Raw genomic sequence first — 19,314 nt, 5'->3', positions numbered from 1 at the left:
TATCCACAACGTTCATCCAATTTACAAGCCAAATTTTTGTTATAAGGAAAGAGGTGGAATATGAATGGGCGGTGATGCTTTAACTTTTAAGCTTTTCGGACTCACGTTCAATACAACGAACATTGTTTCTGGACTGATTATCTACGCAATCGTGTTCTTCACTCTTTACGGGATGTCACGAAAGATCAAGATGAAACCAACCGGCGCGCAAAACGTCTTTGAATGGTTAGTCGATTTCACGAACGGGATCGTCAGAAGTCAGATGCCAGCTGAAGAACAGGGCCATTACAGTTTCTTTGCCTTTGTCTTGTTCGTCTTCATCTTCTTCGCTAACCAATTCGGGTTGCTGTTCCAGTTCCATTGGAATGGGGCGGAAGTGCTTAGAAGTCCTACGGCGGATCCAGTCGTAACGTTGACCTTCTCACTGATGGTAATGACACTGGCTCACTTTGCTGGGGTAGCACACAACGGTCTTGGCGGTTACTTAAAGAACTACGCTAAGCCATTTACGTTGATGCTGCCAGTTAACATCATTGAAGACTTCGCCAACTTCTTGACGCTGGGCCTTCGTATCTTTGGTAACATTTTTGCCGGTGAACTGTTAATGAGTTTAATTGCAAACATGGCCTTCTCACATGGTATCTTAACCATTATCCCAGGACTGCTCCTGGAGCTTTGTTGGCAAGGATTCTCAGTATTTATCGGTTCAATTCAGGCGTATGTCTTTGTAACATTAACGACGGTTTATATTTCTCGGAAGATTTCCGAATAATAATCTCTAAGGAGGAATTTTAAAATGGCATTAGGAGCAATTGCTGCAGGTATCGCTGCTATGGGTGCTGCCATCGGTGGTGGTATCGGTGATGGTATCTTAATTGGACACACTGTTGACAGTATCGCACGTCAACCAGAATTACAGAGTAGATTACAGGCCACGATGTTCATTGGTGTTGGTTTGATTGAAGCCATGCCTATCATCGCCATCGTTATTGGCTTCCTTGTTATGAACAAGTAATCGTTAATCACTTTTCGATTTTTACAAACAAGGAGGTGTCAATAGATGTTTGTGAACAGTGTGTTAGCTGAATCGAACAGTTTATACATTGGGGACCTTGTTTTCTACATTGTAACCTTCATTATCCTGATGCTGCTGGTCAAGCACTTTGCATGGGGACCAGTCACCGACATGATGAAGAAGCGTGCCGACAAGATTGCTAGTGATATCGACAATGCTGCCAAGTCCCGGGAAAATGCCGAGAAGATGGCCGCCAAGCGTCAAGCCGAACTGCAAAATTCACGTCAAGAGGCTGCTGACATCGTAAGCAATGCCAAGAAGTCAGCCGAAACACAACGAGCACAGATTGTTGAGGCTGCGCAAAACGACGCGCAAAGTCTTAAACAACAAGCACAAAAGGATGCGGATCAAGCACGTCGCGATGCGCTGAATGGTGCTAAGGATGACGTTGCAAACTTATCTATTGAGATTGCTTCCAAACTCATCCAAAAAGAATTAAAGGCAGACGATCAAAAAGCATTGATCGACTCCTACATCGAAGGGTTGGTAGATCATGAGTCTTGATAAGAAAACGGTAGCCGGACGTTATGCCCGGGCACTGTTCGAATTGGTCGATGAGGACAACGAACTCGACACGACTTATCAAGAATTGATTGCTTTGCGCCAAGTCTTTGAGGATAACGAGAACTTGGAATCCGCCTTGGCGGGGGTCCAATTATCACTCGATGAAAAGAAGGCATTAGTTCAGGACTTAAAGCAGGGTGCTTCCAAGTACGTTGCCAACCTGATTCAAATGCTTTTTGATTACGGCCGCATGGATTGCATGGTCGCAATTATTGATGAGTTTGAGCGGCGGTATGACGCTAAGAATAAGCGGATGCATGCCGACGTTGTCACAGCGATCCAACTCGATAAACAACAACGGGATCAATTAAAGGCCAACCTGGCCAAGCGCTTCGGGGCTACTGACGTGGTCTTAAACGAAGCCGTTGATCCAGAAATTTTAGGTGGGGTTATCGTCCATGCCGATCACAAGACGCTGGATGGTAGTCTCAGCTCAAAGATTAAGCAAATTCGTCGTTTACTAGTTAGATAATATAGTTTGTTAAAGAGGTGAGACCTTTATGAGCATTAAAACTGAGGAAATCAGTTCACTCATCAAGAAGCAGCTTGCCAACTACAACGACCAGGTATCCGTTGAAGAAACTGGTACGGTTACGTATGTTGGTGATGGGGTTGCTCGTGCCGATGGCCTGGAAAACGCCATGGCTGGTGAGTTGCTCGAATTTAGTAACGGTGTTTACGGAATGGCCCAGAACCTCGAAAGTAACGATGTTGGTATCGTTATTTTAGGGGACTTTACCGGGATCCGTGAAGGTGACACCGTTAAGCGGACGGGTCGAATCATGGAAGTACCCGTTGGCGATGCATTACTCGGCCGGGTTGTTGATCCATTAGGTCGGCCAATTGACGGCTTAGGCGAAGTTAAGACCGACAAGACGCGTCCAATCGAACACAAGGCTCCAGGTGTTATGGAGCGGAAGAGTGTTAGTGTGCCACTGCAGACTGGTATTAAGGTGATTGATGCCTTAGTTCCAATTGGTCGTGGTCAGCGTGAATTGATCATTGGGGACCGGAAGACCGGTAAGACGGCCATCGCCCTGGATACCATCATTAACCAAAAGGATAAGGATGTTATCTGTATTTACGTTGCCATCGGTCAGAAGGAATCAACGGTTCGGGCCAACGTGGAAACCCTGCGCAAGTATGGGGCCATGGACTACACGATTGTCGTTTCCGCTAGTGCATCGAACCCAGCACCAATGCTGTACATCGCGCCATACGCCGGTGCAGCTATGGGTGAAGAGTTCATGTTCAACGGCCGCGATGTCCTGATCATTTATGATGATCTGTCCAAGCAGGCCGACGCTTACCGTGAACTTTCACTGATTCTGCGTCGTCCTCCTGGTCGTGAAGCTTACCCTGGTGATATCTTCTACACCCACTCACGGCTGCTGGAACGTGCTGCCCGTCTGTCCGATGACCTTGGCGGTGGTTCAATGACTGCCCTGCCAATCATTCAGACCCAGGCCGGGGACGTTTCCGCCTACATTCCAACCAACGTTATTTCCATCACCGATGGCCAGATCTTCCTGGACTCTGATGAATTCTACGCTGGTCAGCGGCCAGCCATTGACGCTGGGACCTCTGTTTCCCGGGTCGGTGGTGACGCCCAGATCAAGGCCATGAAGAAGGTTGCCGGTACCCTGCGTCTGGATATTGCATCCTACAACGAACTGGCATCCTTTGCCCAGTTCGGTTCCGACCTGGATGCTGCTACCCAGGCCAAGTTGGCGCGTGGTCAGCGGACGATGGAAGTCCTGAAGCAGGGCTTGCACCAGCCACAACCAGCTGCTCAGCAGGTTGTAACGTTGTACGCACTGCAACAAGGATTCATTGATAAGATTCCGTTGGATGACGTTCAACGCTACGAGAGTGAACTGGCGGCTTACATGCACGCTAACCACCAAGACCTTTACGACGAAATCGCTAAGACCGGTAAGCTGCCGGAAGGTGATGACCTGCACGCTGCAGTAGAAGACTTCAGTAAGTCTTTCCAAACCAGCGACAGTAAGCAGGCGGCATCATCAGAAAATTAGTTAGATTAGTTAGTCGAAAGGACGGTGAGATTTAGTGCCAGCTTCACTTGCTGCAGTTAAACACAAAATTGATTCTACGAAGAGTACCCGGCAAATCACGGCGGCAATGCAGATGGTTTCAACTGCTAAGCTGAACCAAATTCAACACCATACTCAGACCTACGAAGTTTATGCTGAGAAGGTTAAGCAAATGTTGTCTGATCTGGTTAAATCTCATAGCGCAACATCTGCGGCTTCGCAAGATGATGTTTACGCTGCACTATTTAAAAAACGTCCGGTTAAAAAGACTGGTGTGCTTGTGATCACCTCCGACCGGGGCCTGGTGGGCAGTTACAACAGTAACATTCTCAAGGCCACGATGGCGATGATGAAGAAGCACCACCTGACTAAAGACAACACCGTTTTTCTAACAATCGGGAAGACGGGGACGGAATTCTTCCAAAAGCGGGGAATGAACATTGCCTACCAGTATTCTGGTGTCAGTGACGTTCCAACCTTCCGGGAGGTTCTGCCAATTGTCCGGACGGCTGTGCAGATGTACAACGATGCAGTCTTCGACGAGTTGTACATGGCTTACAGTCACTATGTAAACCGGATCTCTTCACACGTGATTATTCACGATGTGTTGCCAATTACCGAAAACTCACTGTTGGATGAAGACGAACTGGCGCAGCTGGAAGCAGCTAACCAACCCGGTCAAACCAATAGTGATGTCACAACCGCGCACGTTTCGGCTGAATACGAATTTGAACCGTCAGATACGGCCATTGTTTCTGCACTGGTTGAGCAGTACGCTGAGAGTTTGCTTTACGGAGCAATCCTGGATGCTAAGACGTCCGAACACTCCTCAAGTGCTAACGCCATGCGTTCTGCCACCGACAATGCTGACGACATTATCTCAACATTGGAATTGCAGTATAACCGAGCACGGCAGGCGGCCATCACCACCGAAATTACTGAAATTACCGGTGGGATGACTGCACAAGAATAATTTCAAACGTAGGAGGAAACAACATGAGTACTGGTAAAGTTGTCCAAGTCATTGGACCAGTTGTCGATGTTGAGTTCCCCTTAGACGACAAGCTTCCTGAAATTAACGACGCCTTGAAGATCAAGGAAAGTGATGACAAGACCCTGACGACCGAGGTTGCCCTGGAACTGGGTGACGGGGTTGTCCGGACGATTGCCATGGACGGTACCGATGGTCTTCAGCGTGGAATGGAAGTTGAAAACACTGGTGCCTCAATTAGTGTGCCAGTTGGTGACGATACTCTTGGACGAGTATTCAACGTCTTGGGTGAACCAGTTGATAACGGGCCAAAGTTTGGGCCGGATGCTAAGCGGATGCCTATTCACCGTGACGCACCAAAGTATGACGAATTAAACAACAACACGGAAATTCTGGAAACTGGGATCAAGGTTATTGACCTCTTGGCTCCATACGTCCGTGGTGGTAAGATTGGTCTCTTCGGTGGTGCCGGTGTTGGTAAGACCGTTTTGATTCAGGAATTGATTCACAACATTGCCCAAGGGCACAATGGTATTTCTGTCTTCACTGGGGTCGGTGAACGGACCCGTGAAGGTAACGATATGTACTATGAAATGAAGGCTTCCGGGGTTCTGGAAAAGACGGCCATGGTTTATGGTCAGATGAACGAACCTCCTGGTGCCCGGATGCGGGTTGCCCTGACTGGTCTGACGATTGCGGAATACTTCCGTGATGTTAAGGGCCAGGATGTGCTGCTCTTCATCGATAACATCTTCCGGTTTACCCAGGCCGGTTCAGAAGTTTCTGCCCTGCTGGGGCGGATTCCTTCTGCCGTTGGTTACCAGCCAACCCTGGCTACTGAAATGGGTCAGTTGCAGGAACGGATTACTTCGACCAAGAAGGGTTCCATTACCTCGATTCAGGCCGTTTATGTCCCTGCCGATGACTACACCGACCCTGCGCCAGCCACGACCTTCGCCCACCTGGATGCGACGACCAACCTGGAACGGCGTTTGACCCAGATCGGGATTTACCCAGCCGTGGACCCACTGGCCTCAACGTCAACGGCTCTGACGCCGGAAATCGTTGGGAAGGAACACTACGAAGTCGCAATGCAGGTTCAGCACGTTCTGCAGCGGTACCACGAACTGCAAGACATCATTTCGATCTTAGGGATGGATGAACTGTCTGACGAAGAAAAGACGATTGTTGCTCGTGCACGGCGGATTCAGAACTTCCTGTCACAGAGCTTCAGTGTTGCTTCACAGTTTACTGGGACTCCAGGGAAGTACGTTCCGCTGAAGGATACCATCAAGGGCTTCAAGGAAATTCTGGAAGGTAAGTACGATGACTTACCGGAAGAAGCATTCCGTCTGGTTGGACCAATTGAAGACGTTGTGGAAAAGGCAAAGACATTACAGGCGGATTCTGACGAAGACAGTAACGATTAGGAGGGGATAATTTATGGCTGACAGTAAGTTTAAGGTCACGATTATTACCCCTGACGGTACTGTTTACGATAAGGATGACGCGACGATGCTGGTCATGAACACGTCTGGTGGTCAGATGGGGCTCATGGCGCACCACGTTCCGCTGATTGCGGCACTGGAGATCAGCACCGTGCAGATCAAGCATGACGGTGGAACCGACGAGGTAGCTGCCGTCAACGGTGGAATCATTCAATTCGATGGTGAAAACGCACTGATCGCTGCTGATAGTGCGGAAATGCCAGAAGAAATTGATGTCCAGCGGGCCGAAGCTGCTAAGCGGCGTTCAGAATCGGCAATTGAAAAGGCCAAGCGCGAACATAATCAGGACGCCTTGGCACGGGCTGAAGTACATCTCAAGCGGGCAATTAACCGTTTGAACACTTCTAAGCTCAACCAACAATAGGAATTCAGTTCCTACAAAAAGGGGTTATGGCATAATTGCCGAACCCCTTTTTCTGTTCTTTAAACTTAAGTTAAAGCTTTGCTACTACTAGCGACTAAGAAAGCGTGTTATGATAAAATACAAACTGTTTTGTTAATAAGGGAGGTACCAGTGTGCAATTAACGGGAATTCATGCCCTGATTGAAATCATTGTTCAGCTGCTCTTTGTTTGGCTGGCCTTCAGCGCCATTCAGGGCCTTCATCCGGAGCGCTTTTTTAAGCGCCCGCCACGCACCCTGCCACTGGCAATTGTCCTGTGTGCAACGGCGCTGGGCTACTTATGCGCAAGTTTTTTCTTGAACATCTTCAATGCGATCGGGAATCTTCAGTACCTGGTTCGCTAGCAAGCGAGGGAGTATTTGATGGATAAGATGGTTATTAAGGGTGGTCGACGGTTGGCTGGGCGCGTCCACGTGGCGGGCTCCAAGAATGCGGCACTACCGATGCAAGCAGCCAGCATCTTGGCGTCAGTGGGCAACATTCACCTGACAAACGTCCCATCATTATTAGACATAAAAACAATGAACCAATTGCTGCAGTTTTTGAACCTGACGGTGACCTTTGACGAGGAAAAGCACGAATTGCTGCTAGATGCTCAGCAAAGGGTCGCTAGTGAGGCCCCCTTTGAATATGTCGATGAGATGCGGGCCTCTTTGTTGGTAATGGGGCCGCTTTTGGCCCGGACCGGTCACGCCAAGGTTGCCCTGCCTGGTGGCTGCGCGATCGGTTCGCGGCCCATTGACCTCCATATCAAGGGACTAATCCAGCTCGGGGCGACGGTTCAGCAGCAGGATGGCTACATTGAAGCCCGGGCCGAGCGTCTGGTTGGAAAAATGATTTATCTCGACTTTCCAAGCGTTGGGGCAACCGAAAGTCTGATGATGACGGCCACCCTGGCTCAGGGCATCACCACAATTGAAAACGCGGCCCGCGAGCCCGAAATTGTTGCGCTCGCCAACTTATTGAATAAAATGGGGGCTCGGGTCCACGGTGCGGGGACCGAGGTTATTCGCATCCAGGGGGTCAACTTCCTGCATGGCTGTGATTACGAACTCATGCCTGACCGGATCGAGGCGGGGACCTTCATGATTGCTGCGGCGGTCACTAACGGGGACGTGATTGTGGAAAACGCGATCGCGGCCCATAACGCCTCCCTAATCGCCAAGCTGGAAGAGATGGGGGTAACGGTGATTGAGCAGGACGATGGCATCCGGGTGGTCGGTACGGCGGTCCTGCTGCCGACAACGGTCAAGACGATGCCATATCCGGGCTTTCCAACGGATCTTCAACCGCAGATGTCGGTTCTTCAACTCCTGGCCAATGGAACAAGTACCTTAGACGAGCAGATCTTCGAGAAGCGCTTCATGCATCTCGAGGAGCTGCGGCGGATGAACGCTAAGTTCCAGATTAGCGGTCCGGTCGCCGTGCTTTCCGGTCCCACCAAATTTAGCGAGGCTGAGGTAACGGCCTCCGATCTGCGGGCCGGAGCGGCCTTAGTCTTAGCAGGGTTGGCGGCGGATGGAATTACCCAGGTACGCAATGTCAGCGAGATTGATCGTGGTTACGATCAATTTCAGGAAAAATTGCACGCGCTGGGGGCCAAAATTGATCGGATCGACATCGCCGATAAGATCAAGCTTTCGCCGAACCACCGCACTGGTGAGACAAACTAGGACCGATCCGCAGTTGGCGGTCATTGTATGGTATAATACGAACGATATTAAGAAAAACAATCTTTCATTTTTAGAGGAGAAGAAAACGAATGGCACAAGATATTGGTATTGATTTAGGAACAGCCAACGTGCTGATTTATGTCCAGGGTAAGGGCATTGTGTTAAATGAACCATCAGTAGTCGCAATTGATACGCAAACCAACAAGGTTCTGGCGGTGGGCTCCGAAGCTTACCGGATGGTTGGGCGGACCCCAAGCAACATCCGGGCAATTCGGCCGCTGAAGAACGGGGTGATTTCCGACTTCGACGTTACCGAGGAAATGCTGTCGTACTTTATCGGCAAGCTGAGCGTCAAGGGCTTTATGTCCAAGCCAAACATCATGATCTGCGCACCAACCAACATCACCGAAATTGAGCGCAAGGCGATTATTCAGGCCGCTGAACAGTCCGGCGGTGGCAAGGTCTATCTGGAATACGAGCCTAAAGTTGCGGCTATTGGTGCCGGCCTGGACATCTTTAAGCCCCGTGGTAGCATGGTGATCGACATGGGTGGTGGGACCAGCGACATTGCGATCCTCTCCCTGGGTGACATTGTTTCCAGTAGCTCAGTACGCTTAGCCGGTGACAAGTTGAACAGTGACATTGCTGCCTATATTAAGGACAAGCATGGTCTGGTCATTGGTGAACACACCGCCGAAAACATCAAGATGAAGCTGGGGACAGCACTGAAGGTTGACAAGCCAGAAGAAATGGATGTCCGGGGCCGTGACGTGGCCACGGGGATGCCAAAGCAAATCACCGTTAACGAAAACGAGATTGAAGAGGCAATCCACGGGACGCTAGAACAAATTCTGACGGCGACCGTCAATGTCTTGGAGACGATTCCGCCAGAGCTGGCTAGTGACATTATCGATCGGGGCATCGTCCTGACCGGTGGGACAGCCCTGCTGAAGGGAATTGATAAACTTTTCAGTGACCGGCTGAAGGTGCCAGTAATGGTTTCACAGAGCCCGCTGGACAATGTGGCCAAGGGTGCTGGTGAAATGCTGGAACGGATGCAAAAGACGGAAGGAAAGAAGAAGTAAAGTGATGGTCCGGGCCTTGTGCAAGCTCGTTCGCTGGTACCAGCGAACGATTTCTGTGCGGCGGCCATACCGGGTTTGCCGCTATGAGCCGACCTGTTCGCAATACATGCTTGATGCCCTGCACCGTTTCGGGCTTAAAGGTATTTTGCTGGGGTTGTGGCGCTTGTTGCGTTGTCAGCCCTTTGCCCGGGGCGGGTATGACCCCGTTCCCGACCACTTTACATTCCGACGCAAATATTAAAGTTAAAGGTGAAATCGTGGCTAGAAAAGATAAGAAAATTGAAGTAAGCGTTAAAGACATTGAACGGCACAACCAGCCGGTTCAACAGATTTTCATTGGTAAGCGGCTAATTGGCGAAGTGGTAACCGATAATGACCGTTTCAAGGCCCTGTTGACGACCGACGAGAGTGAATTTTACGTTCACTCTCAAGAGGAAGGCTTGGAAATGGTTCTCCAACAATATCACCTCCACCAACACTAGGTGGATGACGATGGAAATACCGTTCTCTTTAACGAAGAAGGAGTTAGGTAATGCAACGTTCGCAAAGTGATGAAGAAAGTCGAATTGACTGGGGAATTATTTTCTGTGTGCTTCTGCTGGCACTGATCGGTCTGGCATCGATTTACGTCGCGGCGGTTCACGATCAACAGGCAACCAGTGTGGCCCGGCAGGTTATCACCCAGCTGGTCTGGTACGCGATTGGGACTGTCATGATTGTGATTATCATGCAGTTCGATTCGGAACAGCTTTGGAAGATTGCGCCGATCATCTACTGGTTAAGTATCTTCCTAATGTTTGCCATTCTGGTCTTCTATAGCCGGGCGTACTACGCCAGCACCGGGGCCAAAAGTTGGTTTGCCATCGGACCGTTCACCTTTCAGCCATCGGAAATTATGAAGCCGGCCTACATCCTGATGATGGGCCGGGTGATTACTACGCACAATAACCGGTATCCGGTACATACGGTCCGGTCTGATTGGCACCTGATCGGCACGATGCTGCTCTGGCTGCTGCCGATTTTGATTTCCCTGCACTTCCAAAACGACTTTGGGACCGCGCTGGTCTTCTTTGCCATTTTCTGTGGGATGATCCTCGTTTCAGGAGTTACCTGGCGGATTTTGGCTCCCGCTGCGACGGCCTTGGCAGTTGTCGGCGGCTCGGCCCTGGCAATGGTGACGTCCTCAACCGGGCGGCGAATCCTGGAACACATCGGTTTCCAGGCCTACCAGTTCGACCGGGTTGATACCTGGCTACATCCCGAACAGGATACAACCAACCAGGGGTATCAGCTGTGGCAAAGTATCAAAGCGGTTGGTTCCGGCGGGATCACCGGAACTGGTTTTAACAATTCGAAGGTTTACGTGCCGGTGCGGGAGTCGGATATGATTTTCTCCGTAATTGGGGAAAATTTCGGCTTTATCGGTGGCGTTTTGTTAATTTTGATCTATTTACTCTTAATTTATTTAATGATTCGTGTTACATTTGATACGAAGAATGAGTTTTACGCCTATATTTCGACCGGGGTCATCATGATGATCCTCTTCCACATTTTTGAAAACATTGGGATGAACATCGGTCTGCTGCCGCTGACCGGGATCCCGCTTCCGTTCATCAGCGCTGGGGGATCGTCTTTAATTGGTAACCTGATCGGGATTGGGATGATAATGTCGATGCGTTATCATCATCATTCTTACATGTTTAGCAATAAACAAGAATTTAGATAGTGGGGTATTTATATTATGGCTGCAAAGAACAACTATTTCTGGACCAAGAAGCTCGACAACGGTAACACCCGGGTGGGACTGAATGATCAGGGTCGTGACGACCTCGGCAAGATCAGCTTCATCGATGTACCAGCAAAGGGCGCTAGCTTAAAGAGCGGCGACAAGTTCATTTCCGTGGAAGCGGAAAAGGCCGTAACCGACCTGGATAGCCCAGTCGACGGGACCATCGTAGCGGTTAACGACAAGATCGTTGATGATCCTGCTGGCTTAAGTTCCACTGACGAAAACGAAAACTGGATCGTGGAAGTCAAGTAAGCAATTCAGCTTGCGTGGAAAACACTATAATCAAAAACGGAGAAAAGTTTACTTTTCTCCGTTTTTTTGTAGCCAAGCAAGCGCTATCATGTTATACTTAGGTTTCTGAGAAAGACGGTATAAGTAAAATTTAAGATAAGGTGGTATGCTAAATGGCACAGAAGTTACAAGTTGCCCTGCTCTTTGGTGGCAATTCCTCCGAACACGACGTTTCCAAGCGTTCAGCACACAATATTTATGATGCACTCGACAAGGATAAGTATGATATTAGCCTGTTCATGTTTACCAAGGACGGGATTCTGCTGAACAATGAAGCTTCGCAACGGATTTTTGATGGTGAGCCTGAAGACAAGGTGGTTGCTGACGCCTATGCGAAGATGGACCTCAACCGGCCGCTGGCACCAATCATGGCCTTAAACGAGCTGGAGCACATCGACTTCTTCTACCCGGTCATTCACGGGAACCTTGGGGAAGATGGAACGATCCAAGGCCTGTTCAAGTTATTGAATAAGCCATACGTAGGCTCTAACATTGCGGCCAGCGCCATGTCATTTGACAAGGACCTGACCAAGAAGATCTTAAACGAAGCCGGGATCCGCAACACGCCATATGTTCTGCTGACGCCGGAAAATCGCGCGGACTACTCCTGGGACACAATCGAAGAACAACTCGGCGACCTGGTCTTCATCAAGCCGGCTAAGCAAGGTTCATCGGTTGGTATTCACAAGGTAACCAACGCCGACGAGTACGAGGCCGCCCTGGATGACGCCTTCAAGTACGACTTCAAGGTTCTGGCCGAGCAGGGGGTTGCCAACCCGCAGGAAGTGGAAATTTCCATCCTGGGGAACGAACACCCGATTGCTTCCAAGCTGGGGGCCATTCGTGTTCCAAAGGACGATCCGTTCTACGACTACGAAAACAAGTTCGTCGATGCCAGTGGCGTGGTCTTCGAACTGCCAGTCAAGCTGCCACAGTACCTGACTGATGAAATTACCGACATGGCACTGCAAGCTTACAAGGCTCTCGACATGAAGGGCTTGTGCCGGATCGACTTCCTGGTTGACGAGAATAACGTGCCATACTTGAGTGAACCCAACACTCTGCCTGGTTTCACCAACATCAGCCTTTACCCGCAGATGTGGGAAGTTTCCGGGATCAGTTACTCCGATTTGGTTGACCGCCTGATCCAGCTTGGCCTGGAAGAATTCAAGCGCAACAGCCAGATTACCTACGAATTCAAGGAACTGGGCACTGAGCACGTCGGTCAGAAGAAGTTTAATTAAAATTTTTTTAAGAAATATTGTCTAAAGTAGACAGTGATGCTAATATTATTAGTGTTCCTGTCTATTTTTGTTGTAATTGAACAATAAATCCGGCAATAGGCAGTAGGCCCAACCGAGAGCGAAAGCGCATGGCTAACAACCATTTTATAATTAGTGTTATAATAATGGTTGAAGTCATGGTACTTAGTTTTAAGTGGACTTAAGAGAGATAATTATAATTGAGGATGATAACCAATGAAACTCCGTGGAGACGTATTAAAGCAAATTCGCCGCAAAAGGGGCTTATCGCAGACGGCACTCGCCGAAGGAATCTGTACTCAAGCGACGATTAGTTTGATGGAAAAGCAAAACCGCTTGCCGAAGATGGATATCTTAACAGCAATTTGCGAACGGTTAAACATTCCGACTGACCGGATTGTGGAGAACGAGGTTAGTGGAGTCAATGACACCTTTAATCAGGTTGATGAACTCCTGACCGCGCATAATTACGCTCAAGCTGAAAAGATGTTGGACGCGGTCAAGGTTAAAAATTTGGAGAGCGACTTCGACAAGCAGCGTTATTACTACCTGTTGGGGATGGTTCAAGTTGAAAATGATCAGATTGACGATGCGATCTTCAACTTTGAGCTGGTGCTGACCCAGTTTGCGACCACCAGTGCCAATGTCTACCTGGCGATGACGACCGCCGGGATGGCGATGGCCTACCTGAAGCGGCACGATCGCGAGCGGGCCATTCGGCTGACGAATCGTTCAGTGAAGTTGATTGACAATAAGAAGCTGATCGGGAGCCTCCACCAGTGGGCCTCGATCAATGATCAGATTGCCAATCTTTACCTGAACCTGGATGACCCGGACAGTGCCATTGAGATGGCTAACCGGGGGATTGAGCTTTGCCGCAAGCACGACTCACTCTTCCTCTTAGACGAACTCTACTTGTGCCTAGGAAAGGCCTACATTGCCAAGGACAATACCGATAAGGCCCGCGAAGCCTTGGAGGTTGCCAAGAGCCTTAGCATTGCCCGGCACGGCACTTTAATGGAAGAGGACATTCAAAAAGAACTGGCAAAATTAAACTAGAGAAGCATTAAAACGCCTGATAACGATTGTGTTACCAGGCGTTTTTTGAGTGGTATCAAAAAAGTCTCATCACCGGCATTGCCGAATGATGGGGCCTTTTAATGAAGAATGATTTTACTTCTTGTTGTTGTTCTTCTTGGGATTTTCGATCGGCTTGTTGTCGAGATCGGTCCGGACAACCAGGACGTCACAAACGGCCATCCGGGTAACGTATTCGGTGACGGAACCAATCAGAATCCGTTCAACGGCGTTCAAACCAGTGGCCCCAATCATGATCAGGTCGGCGTTCATTTCCTTTGGAACGTCACGGGCGATGATTGTCTTTGGTGCACCGTATTCGATGGAGTAGCTGACGTTTTCAACGCCGTCCTTCTTAGCGTATTCGATGTATTTGTCGAGCGTCTTCTTAGCAGTGTCGGTAACCTGTTCAACCATCGACGTGTCAAAACTTGAGATGTTTTGGAAAGCCCGGGTATCAACGACGTGCAGCAGACGAAGCTCAGCGTCAGATCCGTTCCGCTTCGTGACGGCAACGGCCTTCTTGAAGGCTAATTCAGCTTCGGCGGATCCATCAACTGGAACCAAAATGTGTTTATATTCTTGTGCCATATTTACTGCCTCCTCATAATCCTTTTACCTTATTATACACTTTCTAAAGAATCGGCGTAAAGCATCCTCAGCGATTCTTTGCCCGGAATTCGCTGGTGATTGAGAAGGCCATCTGGGTTTCCAAAATGCAGCCGAGGACGACCATGATGACGATGAAGGCAATCGAGTTGGTCCAGGCGGCCACGAGGGTGATCAGGCCGAGGACGGTCATGATCACGCCCCAGATTTGGAGCTGACGGTGGACAAAGCTGCTGGCGTTGGGATCAAAGATCATGAAGGCCTTGTGAAGGTGGGTCAAGAAGTAGACCCCTTCAAAGAGGGCGATCAGGGCAAAGAGGGTGACGAAAATTGATAAGAGCATGGTATTCATTTCCTTTGGTATAAAAATAGCGCGGTGACAAAGTTAATTATCACCGCGCCTTATGTACGAAAACTCCGTTGGTGCCGTTAATTGTCATTCAGTGTTGACCTGTGTGTAAGACAGGTGGGACACGGCTGCCTAATCGTCAACTACCAAGTGAAAAGGCATGTTGTTGAAGAGACAAGACACTAGTCCCAAAGTAAAAAGACTGTAAGGCAAACCTGCGTTTAGACAACGCGTACACTACAGAATTTCCATTTATATGTTAGCATCTTTTAGATCAATAGGCAATCATTTCTTCGGATGATGCTGACCGTGTAGGGCGCGGCGCTGAGCATTGCGCAATTGCCAATACTGCCGATTAAGAGCCGTTTCGAAGGCGCCGTTTTGCTTGGGATGAAAGTACTGGGCATCCTTAATCCGATCAGGCAGGTACTGCTGGGCCACCCAGTCCTGGGGATAGTCATGCGGGTAGGCATAGTCGGTCCCGTGGCCGAGCTTGGCCGCCCCCTTGTAGTGGGCATCCTTGAGGTGATCAGGGACCTCCCCGTAGCCGCCCTGCTTGACGGCTGCGATGGCAGAGTCGATTGCCTCAATCCCCGAGTTCGACTTGGGGGAGAGGCAGAGTTCGATCACCGCGTCCGCCAGGGGAATCCGGGCCTCGGGGAAGCCCAACTGCTGGGCGGCCTGGACCGCGGTGACGGCGCGCTGGACCGCTGGCATGTTAGCCAGGCCGATGTCTTCGTAGGCGATCACCATCAGTCGGCGGGCAATGCTGGGCAGGTCGCCGGCTTCCACCAGGCGAGCCAGGTAGTGGAGGGCGGCGTCGGTATCAGAACCGCGGATTGATTTTTGAAAGGCCGAAATGACGTCGTAGTGGGCATCGCCATCCTTGTCCGCGCCGAGCGCCTTCTTCTGGACGCTTTCCTCAATGATCGGCAGGGTCAGGTGAATCTGACCGTCTTCAGCTGGATCGGTCGACTTGGCTGCCAGCTCTAGTCCGTTGAGTGCGCTGCGCAGGTCACCGTTCGTGGCGGTGGCCAGCTGTTCTTCGGCTGCTGGGTCCAGCACGATTGGCAATTCGCCCAGGCCCCGCTCCTTATCCGCCAGGGCCCGCTCAATAGCAAGTTTGATGTCAGCTGCGGTCAGGGGATGGACCGGGAAGATTTGGGTCCGGCTGCGGATGGCGGGATTAATGCTGATGTAGGGATTCTCGGTGGTGGCCCCGATTAGGATGATTCGCCCGCTCTCAAGGTGGGGGAGGAGAAAGTCCTGCTTGGCCTTATCAAGGCGGTGGATTTCATCGAGCAGCAGGATGACCGTGCCGCTCATCTTGGCCTCTTCCACCACGACCTGGAGATCTTTCTTAGTGTCGGTAGCGGCGTTGAGCTTACGGAAGGCGTACTTGGTCGAACCGGCAATGGCGCTGGCGATACTGGTCTTTCCGGTACCCGGCGGCCCGTAGAGGATCATCGACGACAGCATCTTGGCCTTAACCATCCGGTTGATGATCTGGCCCGGGCCGAGCAGGTGCTGCTGGCCGACGACCTCTTCAAGCGTGCGGGGCCGCATGCGGTAGGCGAGGGGCTGCTGCATTATCCCTCCTCCTTTCCATGAAAGAGGCGGTAAAAGAAGCCATGCTTGGGTGTCGCGGTCGTTGCGGATGAACTTTCCTTAGCCACTAGCTGAGGATAGCGCTTGGCAACGTCGACGGGGGATTGGTAGACGGCCGTCTTGGCGGCGACCACCACGGCTAGGGAGTCAGGGTCCGTCTTGAATTCAGGATCGGTCTTCATGGTAAAAATGCCGCCGTTTTGGTTAGTGGCCAGCAGGTAGGGGTGGATCTCTTCGTGGGGGAGATTGCCGTTCAAGAAGACCAGGTTGCCGATCCCCCGGTTGAGTTCTTCGACCAGGGCGACCTGCCAGTTTTGAGTGCGCAGTTCCTGGACGCTGATGGTCAGGCAGACCCGTTCACGAAAGGTTCCGAGGTATTTACGCTGCTCGTCGGGTTTAATTTTCGGCGTACCATAGATGGCATTGTCGATGTGCTGCCGGGTCAACGATTTTTCGCTTTCCGTCATTAATTAATCGTCCTTTCTACTGAGTAGTTACCCCCTGATTATAACAGTTTCTATCTTCAATCAATAAAAAAACAGCCTGCCAAAAGCAAGCTGCTAAAAAGACTTAGTTACCAACGTCGAGGGCCTGGTGGGTCAGCTTTGGGAAAATGTGTTTGTCGGCCCACCCGGTGATGGCGCCTTGAAAGGCCAGGGCAAAGAGGGTCCCGAGCCCAAAGTTGTAGAGGCCGCCCTGCATCACGGCCGCAATGATCGCCATGATTGTCGGCGGAATGTAGGAAAGCCACATCGCGACGGTGGCATTACCGTGGCAGTAACGGAAACGGATGATCTGGAAGAGGTCGTCGGCCGGGTGCAGAACCAGGTTGGCCCGCTGGTAGATCGAAATGGCGGTCCCAATCAGGGCAACCCCTAAGAAGTTCACCAGGACGTACAGGATGATCATTGGCAAGCCGTAAGCGTCCGGCATGATCTTATTAAAAATGTTGGAGAACCACTGGATGAAGACCGAGAACGGCAGCATGAAGATGAAGTTGCCGCCGATCCGCTTCCAGTCCCATTTGTGCATTAGGATCGCGTTCAAAACTGAGGTTAACATCCCCAGTACCATGAAGGCCCAAAAGAGGGTCATCGAGTTGTCGCCTAAGACCGCGAGTCCCAGGTTATTCTCGGCCGCCGTCCAGTAGGCCGACCCCAGAAACTGGGGATGGATGTGTGAACTGGTGACCAGGGTCAAAACGTTCCCCATCGAGTTAATCACAATGGAGAAGCCGAAAAATGCCCAGCTAGCCGTTAGGGAAATGGTCCGTTTCCCGATCTGGCCTTCTGCTGGAATGCTGTTTTCCATTTAAAACACTCCTTCTCTTATCTCTCTCAATCAATTCGTGAAGCTCTTCACTCATCTCTCGGAGCTTAATTTACAACGCTGGTCGGAGGATGTCAATCTGCTTTGGCGCAATGAAATAGTTGCTATAAATTTATTAATGATCATATATGCTAACCGGTTGACATACACGTGATTTAATACACGAAGAAAATTTTTGAAAAAATTTTTGAAACTGGTAATCTAGAGGAAAAGAAAGGTGGACGTGCCCATGAAAATCATCATTTCCCCGGCCCGGACGATGCGGGTCGATACCGACTCGCTGCCCTACCAGGACCTGCCGCAATTTTTGCCCCAGGCCCGGCAGATTCTGGCCTGGATGCGGACCCAGACCTATGATCAACTGCACGAGCTGTGGTGGCATTGCAGCACGCGTCTGGCCCGGACCAACTACCAGTGGCTTCAAGAAATGGACCTGACCCGGGAATTGACCCCGGCGATCATTGCCTTTTGCGGCCTGCAGTACCAGGCAATGGCCCCCGATGTTTTCTCCGACCGGGGCCTGGACTATATCGAAAAACATCTCCGAATCCTGTCCGGCTTTTACGGTCTCCTGCGCCCCTTTGACGGGATCGTGCCTTACCGCCTTGGGATGGGGGACCGGGCCCATGTCGACGGAACGAAGAACCTCTACGAATTCTGGGGTGACCGGCTCTATCAGGAGTTGTATTGTGATGACGATCTGGTGATCAATCTGGCCTCCAAGGAATACGAAAAGGCGGTGCGGCCTTACCTCCAGCCCGGCGATCGCTTCGTGACCTGCCTTTTCGGTGAGGTGGTCGGTGATCGGGTTAAGCAAAAAGCCACCCGGGCGAAGATGGCCCGGGGCGACATGGTGCGCTACCTGGCGGAAAATGCGGTTGATAGTCTGGACGGTCTAAAGGCTTTTGACGTTGCCGGCTACCATTACCGGCCGGAGTATTCGACTGCCGAGCGGCTTGCCTTTACGAAGGAATAGAAAAAGTGGCAACCATTCTGCGTGGTTGCCACTTTTCTTATTCAGGATTCAGTCCCAAGACGTGCATGTGACCATAGAGGGCCAGCTCGACGAACATGTGAGCCAGTTGGCGGGCGTCGATTTGGTGGTCCGGGCCGTCGTGAAGCCACCAGGAGAGGACGTTGGTGAAGATCGCCAGGATGTAGGTGATAACCAGGTCGAGCGGGATGTGGCTTTCCTGGTCGATGCCGAACTGTTTTAGGACGCCGCTGATGTTCGCGGCAAGGACCGGCTTGAGCTGTTGCTGGAGGGTGCGCGAAGGGGTGCCGTCGATGATCAGGAGCAGGATGTCACGGTTGGCAGCGCAGTCTTCAAGGACCTTGGTCAACGTCTTCTCCAGCTTAGTGAGCATCACTTTGCGGTTTAAGAAGAGCAGGGGGTTGCGCAGGGGGGTGAAGAGACCGATCGCCTGGTTAAAAATCTGATTGTAGAGATCCTGCTTGTCGTGGTAGTGGGCGTAGAAGGTTGCCCGGTTGACCATCGCCTTCTCCGCAATCTCCTGAACCGTAATGGCGTCGATATCTTTTTCCTTGGTGAGGGCGATGAAGGCGTTGATGATGTTTTGCTTCGTCCGCCGCACCCGCATATCTTCCTGTAGGGTCATCGAAATTACTCCTTTCAATCTAATCCAA

General features: G+C 50.8%; 24 protein-coding genes. 18 read left to right on the top strand and 6 right to left on the bottom strand.

Annotated elements, in window-relative coordinates:
* Positions 1-64: 64 nt before the first annotated feature.
* From atpB to OCT58_RS00970, 17 genes are all read left to right on the top strand, one after another.
* Positions 65-772, top strand: coding sequence for a F0F1 ATP synthase subunit A (gene atpB, locus OCT58_RS01050; protein ID WP_267200977.1), 708 nt, complete (start codon positions 65-67; stop codon positions 770-772).
* Positions 773-796: 24 nt separating this feature from the next.
* Positions 797-1,015: a F0F1 ATP synthase subunit C gene (atpE, locus tag OCT58_RS01045; RefSeq protein ID WP_267200975.1), complete on the top strand. Its 219-nt coding sequence runs from the start codon at positions 797-799 to the stop codon at positions 1,013-1,015.
* A gap of 45 nt (positions 1,016-1,060) precedes the next feature.
* Positions 1,061-1,579: a F0F1 ATP synthase subunit B gene (gene atpF / locus OCT58_RS01040; protein ID WP_267200973.1), complete on the top strand. Its 519-nt coding sequence runs from the start codon at positions 1,061-1,063 to the stop codon at positions 1,577-1,579.
* The gene (atpH, locus tag OCT58_RS01035) at positions 1,569-2,111 is read left to right on the top strand and encodes an ATP synthase F1 subunit delta (protein WP_267200972.1); all 543 of its coding nucleotides are present in this window, start codon (positions 1,569-1,571) and stop codon (positions 2,109-2,111) included. Before atpF ends, atpH begins: the two co-directional genes overlap by 11 nt.
* A 28-nt stretch (positions 2,112-2,139) precedes the next feature.
* Positions 2,140-3,675 carry a F0F1 ATP synthase subunit alpha gene (gene atpA, locus OCT58_RS01030; RefSeq protein ID WP_267200971.1) on the top strand — a complete coding sequence of 512 codons (1,536 nt, stop codon included), beginning with the start codon at positions 2,140-2,142 and terminating at the stop codon, positions 3,673-3,675.
* A 34-nt stretch (positions 3,676-3,709) separates the two neighbouring features.
* Positions 3,710-4,666, top strand: a complete 957-nt coding sequence (locus OCT58_RS01025) for a F0F1 ATP synthase subunit gamma (RefSeq protein ID WP_267200970.1) — start codon at positions 3,710-3,712, stop codon at positions 4,664-4,666.
* A gap of 23 nt (positions 4,667-4,689) precedes the next feature.
* Positions 4,690-6,114 carry a F0F1 ATP synthase subunit beta gene (atpD, locus tag OCT58_RS01020; protein WP_267200969.1) on the top strand — a complete coding sequence of 475 codons (1,425 nt, stop codon included), beginning with the start codon at positions 4,690-4,692 and terminating at the stop codon, positions 6,112-6,114.
* Between the two features lie 13 nt (positions 6,115-6,127).
* The gene (locus OCT58_RS01015; protein ID WP_267200968.1) at positions 6,128-6,556 is read left to right on the top strand and encodes a F0F1 ATP synthase subunit epsilon; all 429 of its coding nucleotides are present in this window, start codon (positions 6,128-6,130) and stop codon (positions 6,554-6,556) included.
* A gap of 152 nt (positions 6,557-6,708) precedes the next feature.
* Positions 6,709-6,939, top strand: coding sequence for a DUF1146 family protein (locus OCT58_RS01010; RefSeq protein ID WP_267200967.1), 231 nt, complete (start codon positions 6,709-6,711; stop codon positions 6,937-6,939).
* A gap of 18 nt (positions 6,940-6,957) precedes the next feature.
* A complete protein-coding gene (gene murA / locus OCT58_RS01005) occupies positions 6,958-8,268 on the top strand; it encodes a UDP-N-acetylglucosamine 1-carboxyvinyltransferase (RefSeq protein WP_267200966.1) in 1,311 nt (436 codons plus the stop codon).
* A gap of 89 nt (positions 8,269-8,357) precedes the next feature.
* The gene (locus tag OCT58_RS01000) at positions 8,358-9,353 is read left to right on the top strand and encodes a rod shape-determining protein (RefSeq protein ID WP_267200965.1); all 996 of its coding nucleotides are present in this window, start codon (positions 8,358-8,360) and stop codon (positions 9,351-9,353) included.
* Between the two features lie 4 nt (positions 9,354-9,357).
* Positions 9,358-9,594 carry a membrane protein insertion efficiency factor YidD gene (yidD, locus tag OCT58_RS00995; protein WP_267200963.1) on the top strand — a complete coding sequence of 79 codons (237 nt, stop codon included), beginning with the start codon at positions 9,358-9,360 and terminating at the stop codon, positions 9,592-9,594.
* A 16-nt stretch (positions 9,595-9,610) separates the two neighbouring features.
* A complete protein-coding gene (locus OCT58_RS00990) occupies positions 9,611-9,835 on the top strand; it encodes a DUF2969 domain-containing protein (RefSeq protein ID WP_267200962.1) in 225 nt (74 codons plus the stop codon).
* A gap of 50 nt (positions 9,836-9,885) precedes the next feature.
* Entirely contained in the window at positions 9,886-11,079 is a 1,194-nt protein-coding gene (locus tag OCT58_RS00985; protein ID WP_267200961.1) for an FtsW/RodA/SpoVE family cell cycle protein, read from the top strand.
* A 15-nt stretch (positions 11,080-11,094) separates the two neighbouring features.
* Positions 11,095-11,394, top strand: coding sequence for a glycine cleavage system H family protein (locus tag OCT58_RS00980; RefSeq protein ID WP_267200960.1), 300 nt, complete (start codon positions 11,095-11,097; stop codon positions 11,392-11,394).
* Between the two features lie 152 nt (positions 11,395-11,546).
* Complete coding sequence (locus tag OCT58_RS00975; RefSeq protein ID WP_267200958.1) at positions 11,547-12,677, top strand: D-alanine--D-alanine ligase family protein; 1,131 nt, start codon at positions 11,547-11,549, stop codon at positions 12,675-12,677.
* A 234-nt stretch (positions 12,678-12,911) separates the two neighbouring features.
* The gene (locus OCT58_RS00970) at positions 12,912-13,754 is read left to right on the top strand and encodes a helix-turn-helix domain-containing protein (protein WP_267200957.1); all 843 of its coding nucleotides are present in this window, start codon (positions 12,912-12,914) and stop codon (positions 13,752-13,754) included.
* A 114-nt stretch (positions 13,755-13,868) separates the two neighbouring features.
* On the opposite strand, the gene OCT58_RS00965 is transcribed toward OCT58_RS00970, so the two are convergent.
* The 5 genes from OCT58_RS00965 to OCT58_RS00945 all read right to left on the bottom strand — a co-directional run bounded on the left by OCT58_RS00965 (position 13,869) and on the right by OCT58_RS00945 (position 17,649).
* Positions 13,869-14,363, bottom strand: a complete 495-nt coding sequence (locus OCT58_RS00965) for a universal stress protein (RefSeq protein ID WP_267200956.1) — start codon at positions 14,361-14,363, stop codon at positions 13,869-13,871.
* Positions 14,364-14,430: 67 nt separating this feature from the next.
* Positions 14,431-14,724 carry a hypothetical protein gene (locus OCT58_RS00960; protein WP_267200955.1) on the bottom strand — a complete coding sequence of 98 codons (294 nt, stop codon included), beginning with the start codon at positions 14,722-14,724 and terminating at the stop codon, positions 14,431-14,433.
* Positions 14,725-15,015: 291 nt separating this feature from the next.
* The gene (locus OCT58_RS00955) at positions 15,016-16,320 is read right to left on the bottom strand and encodes a replication-associated recombination protein A (RefSeq protein ID WP_267200954.1); all 1,305 of its coding nucleotides are present in this window, start codon (positions 16,318-16,320) and stop codon (positions 15,016-15,018) included.
* A complete protein-coding gene (locus tag OCT58_RS00950) occupies positions 16,320-16,805 on the bottom strand; it encodes a YueI family protein (protein WP_267200953.1) in 486 nt (161 codons plus the stop codon). The genes OCT58_RS00955 and OCT58_RS00950 overlap by 1 nt, the downstream gene beginning before the upstream one ends.
* A gap of 103 nt (positions 16,806-16,908) precedes the next feature.
* A complete protein-coding gene (locus OCT58_RS00945; RefSeq protein ID WP_267200952.1) occupies positions 16,909-17,649 on the bottom strand; it encodes a DUF6198 family protein in 741 nt (246 codons plus the stop codon).
* Between the two features lie 247 nt (positions 17,650-17,896).
* On the opposite strand from OCT58_RS00945, the gene yaaA reads away from it, so the two are divergent.
* The gene (yaaA, locus tag OCT58_RS00940) at positions 17,897-18,643 is read left to right on the top strand and encodes a peroxide stress protein YaaA (RefSeq protein ID WP_267200951.1); all 747 of its coding nucleotides are present in this window, start codon (positions 17,897-17,899) and stop codon (positions 18,641-18,643) included.
* Between the two features lie 37 nt (positions 18,644-18,680).
* Here yaaA and OCT58_RS00935 read toward each other — a convergent pair whose 3' ends face one another.
* Positions 18,681-19,286, bottom strand: a complete 606-nt coding sequence (locus tag OCT58_RS00935) for a TetR/AcrR family transcriptional regulator (protein ID WP_267200950.1) — start codon at positions 19,284-19,286, stop codon at positions 18,681-18,683.
* Positions 19,287-19,314 lie beyond the last annotated feature (28 nt).

This window comes from Limosilactobacillus kribbianus (assembly GCF_026413145.1).
In the GTDB taxonomy this organism is placed as follows: domain Bacteria; phylum Bacillota; class Bacilli; order Lactobacillales; family Lactobacillaceae; genus Limosilactobacillus; species Limosilactobacillus kribbianus.
Note: the sequence above shows the minus strand (reverse complement) of the source record. Positions and strands in the feature narration are given on the sequence as shown.

Coding starts and splice junctions, on each gene's coding strand:
- OCT58_RS00965 (WP_267200956.1), bottom strand. CDS start 14,363: ATGGCACAAGAATATAAACACATTTTGGTTCCAGTTGATGGATCCGCC.
- OCT58_RS01000 (WP_267200965.1), top strand. CDS start 8,358: ATGGCACAAGATATTGGTATTGATTTAGGAACAGCCAACGTGCTGATT.
- murA (WP_267200966.1), top strand. CDS start 6,958: ATGGATAAGATGGTTATTAAGGGTGGTCGACGGTTGGCTGGGCGCGTC.
- OCT58_RS00975 (WP_267200958.1), top strand. CDS start 11,547: ATGGCACAGAAGTTACAAGTTGCCCTGCTCTTTGGTGGCAATTCCTCC.
- OCT58_RS00945 (WP_267200952.1), bottom strand. CDS start 17,649: ATGGAAAACAGCATTCCAGCAGAAGGCCAGATCGGGAAACGGACCATT.
- yidD (WP_267200963.1), top strand. CDS start 9,358: ATGGTCCGGGCCTTGTGCAAGCTCGTTCGCTGGTACCAGCGAACGATT.
- OCT58_RS01015 (WP_267200968.1), top strand. CDS start 6,128: ATGGCTGACAGTAAGTTTAAGGTCACGATTATTACCCCTGACGGTACT.
- OCT58_RS00960 (WP_267200955.1), bottom strand. CDS start 14,724: ATGCTCTTATCAATTTTCGTCACCCTCTTTGCCCTGATCGCCCTCTTT.
- OCT58_RS00980 (WP_267200960.1), top strand. CDS start 11,095: ATGGCTGCAAAGAACAACTATTTCTGGACCAAGAAGCTCGACAACGGT.
- OCT58_RS00955 (WP_267200954.1), bottom strand. CDS start 16,320: ATGCAGCAGCCCCTCGCCTACCGCATGCGGCCCCGCACGCTTGAAGAG.
- OCT58_RS00985 (WP_267200961.1), top strand. CDS start 9,886: ATGCAACGTTCGCAAAGTGATGAAGAAAGTCGAATTGACTGGGGAATT.
- yaaA (WP_267200951.1), top strand. CDS start 17,897: ATGAAAATCATCATTTCCCCGGCCCGGACGATGCGGGTCGATACCGAC.
- atpH (WP_267200972.1), top strand. CDS start 1,569: ATGAGTCTTGATAAGAAAACGGTAGCCGGACGTTATGCCCGGGCACTG.
- atpB (WP_267200977.1), top strand. CDS start 65: ATGGGCGGTGATGCTTTAACTTTTAAGCTTTTCGGACTCACGTTCAAT.
- atpA (WP_267200971.1), top strand. CDS start 2,140: ATGAGCATTAAAACTGAGGAAATCAGTTCACTCATCAAGAAGCAGCTT.
- OCT58_RS00970 (WP_267200957.1), top strand. CDS start 12,912: ATGAAACTCCGTGGAGACGTATTAAAGCAAATTCGCCGCAAAAGGGGC.
- OCT58_RS00950 (WP_267200953.1), bottom strand. CDS start 16,805: ATGACGGAAAGCGAAAAATCGTTGACCCGGCAGCACATCGACAATGCC.
- atpD (WP_267200969.1), top strand. CDS start 4,690: ATGAGTACTGGTAAAGTTGTCCAAGTCATTGGACCAGTTGTCGATGTT.
- OCT58_RS00935 (WP_267200950.1), bottom strand. CDS start 19,286: ATGACCCTACAGGAAGATATGCGGGTGCGGCGGACGAAGCAAAACATC.
- atpF (WP_267200973.1), top strand. CDS start 1,061: ATGTTTGTGAACAGTGTGTTAGCTGAATCGAACAGTTTATACATTGGG.
- atpE (WP_267200975.1), top strand. CDS start 797: ATGGCATTAGGAGCAATTGCTGCAGGTATCGCTGCTATGGGTGCTGCC.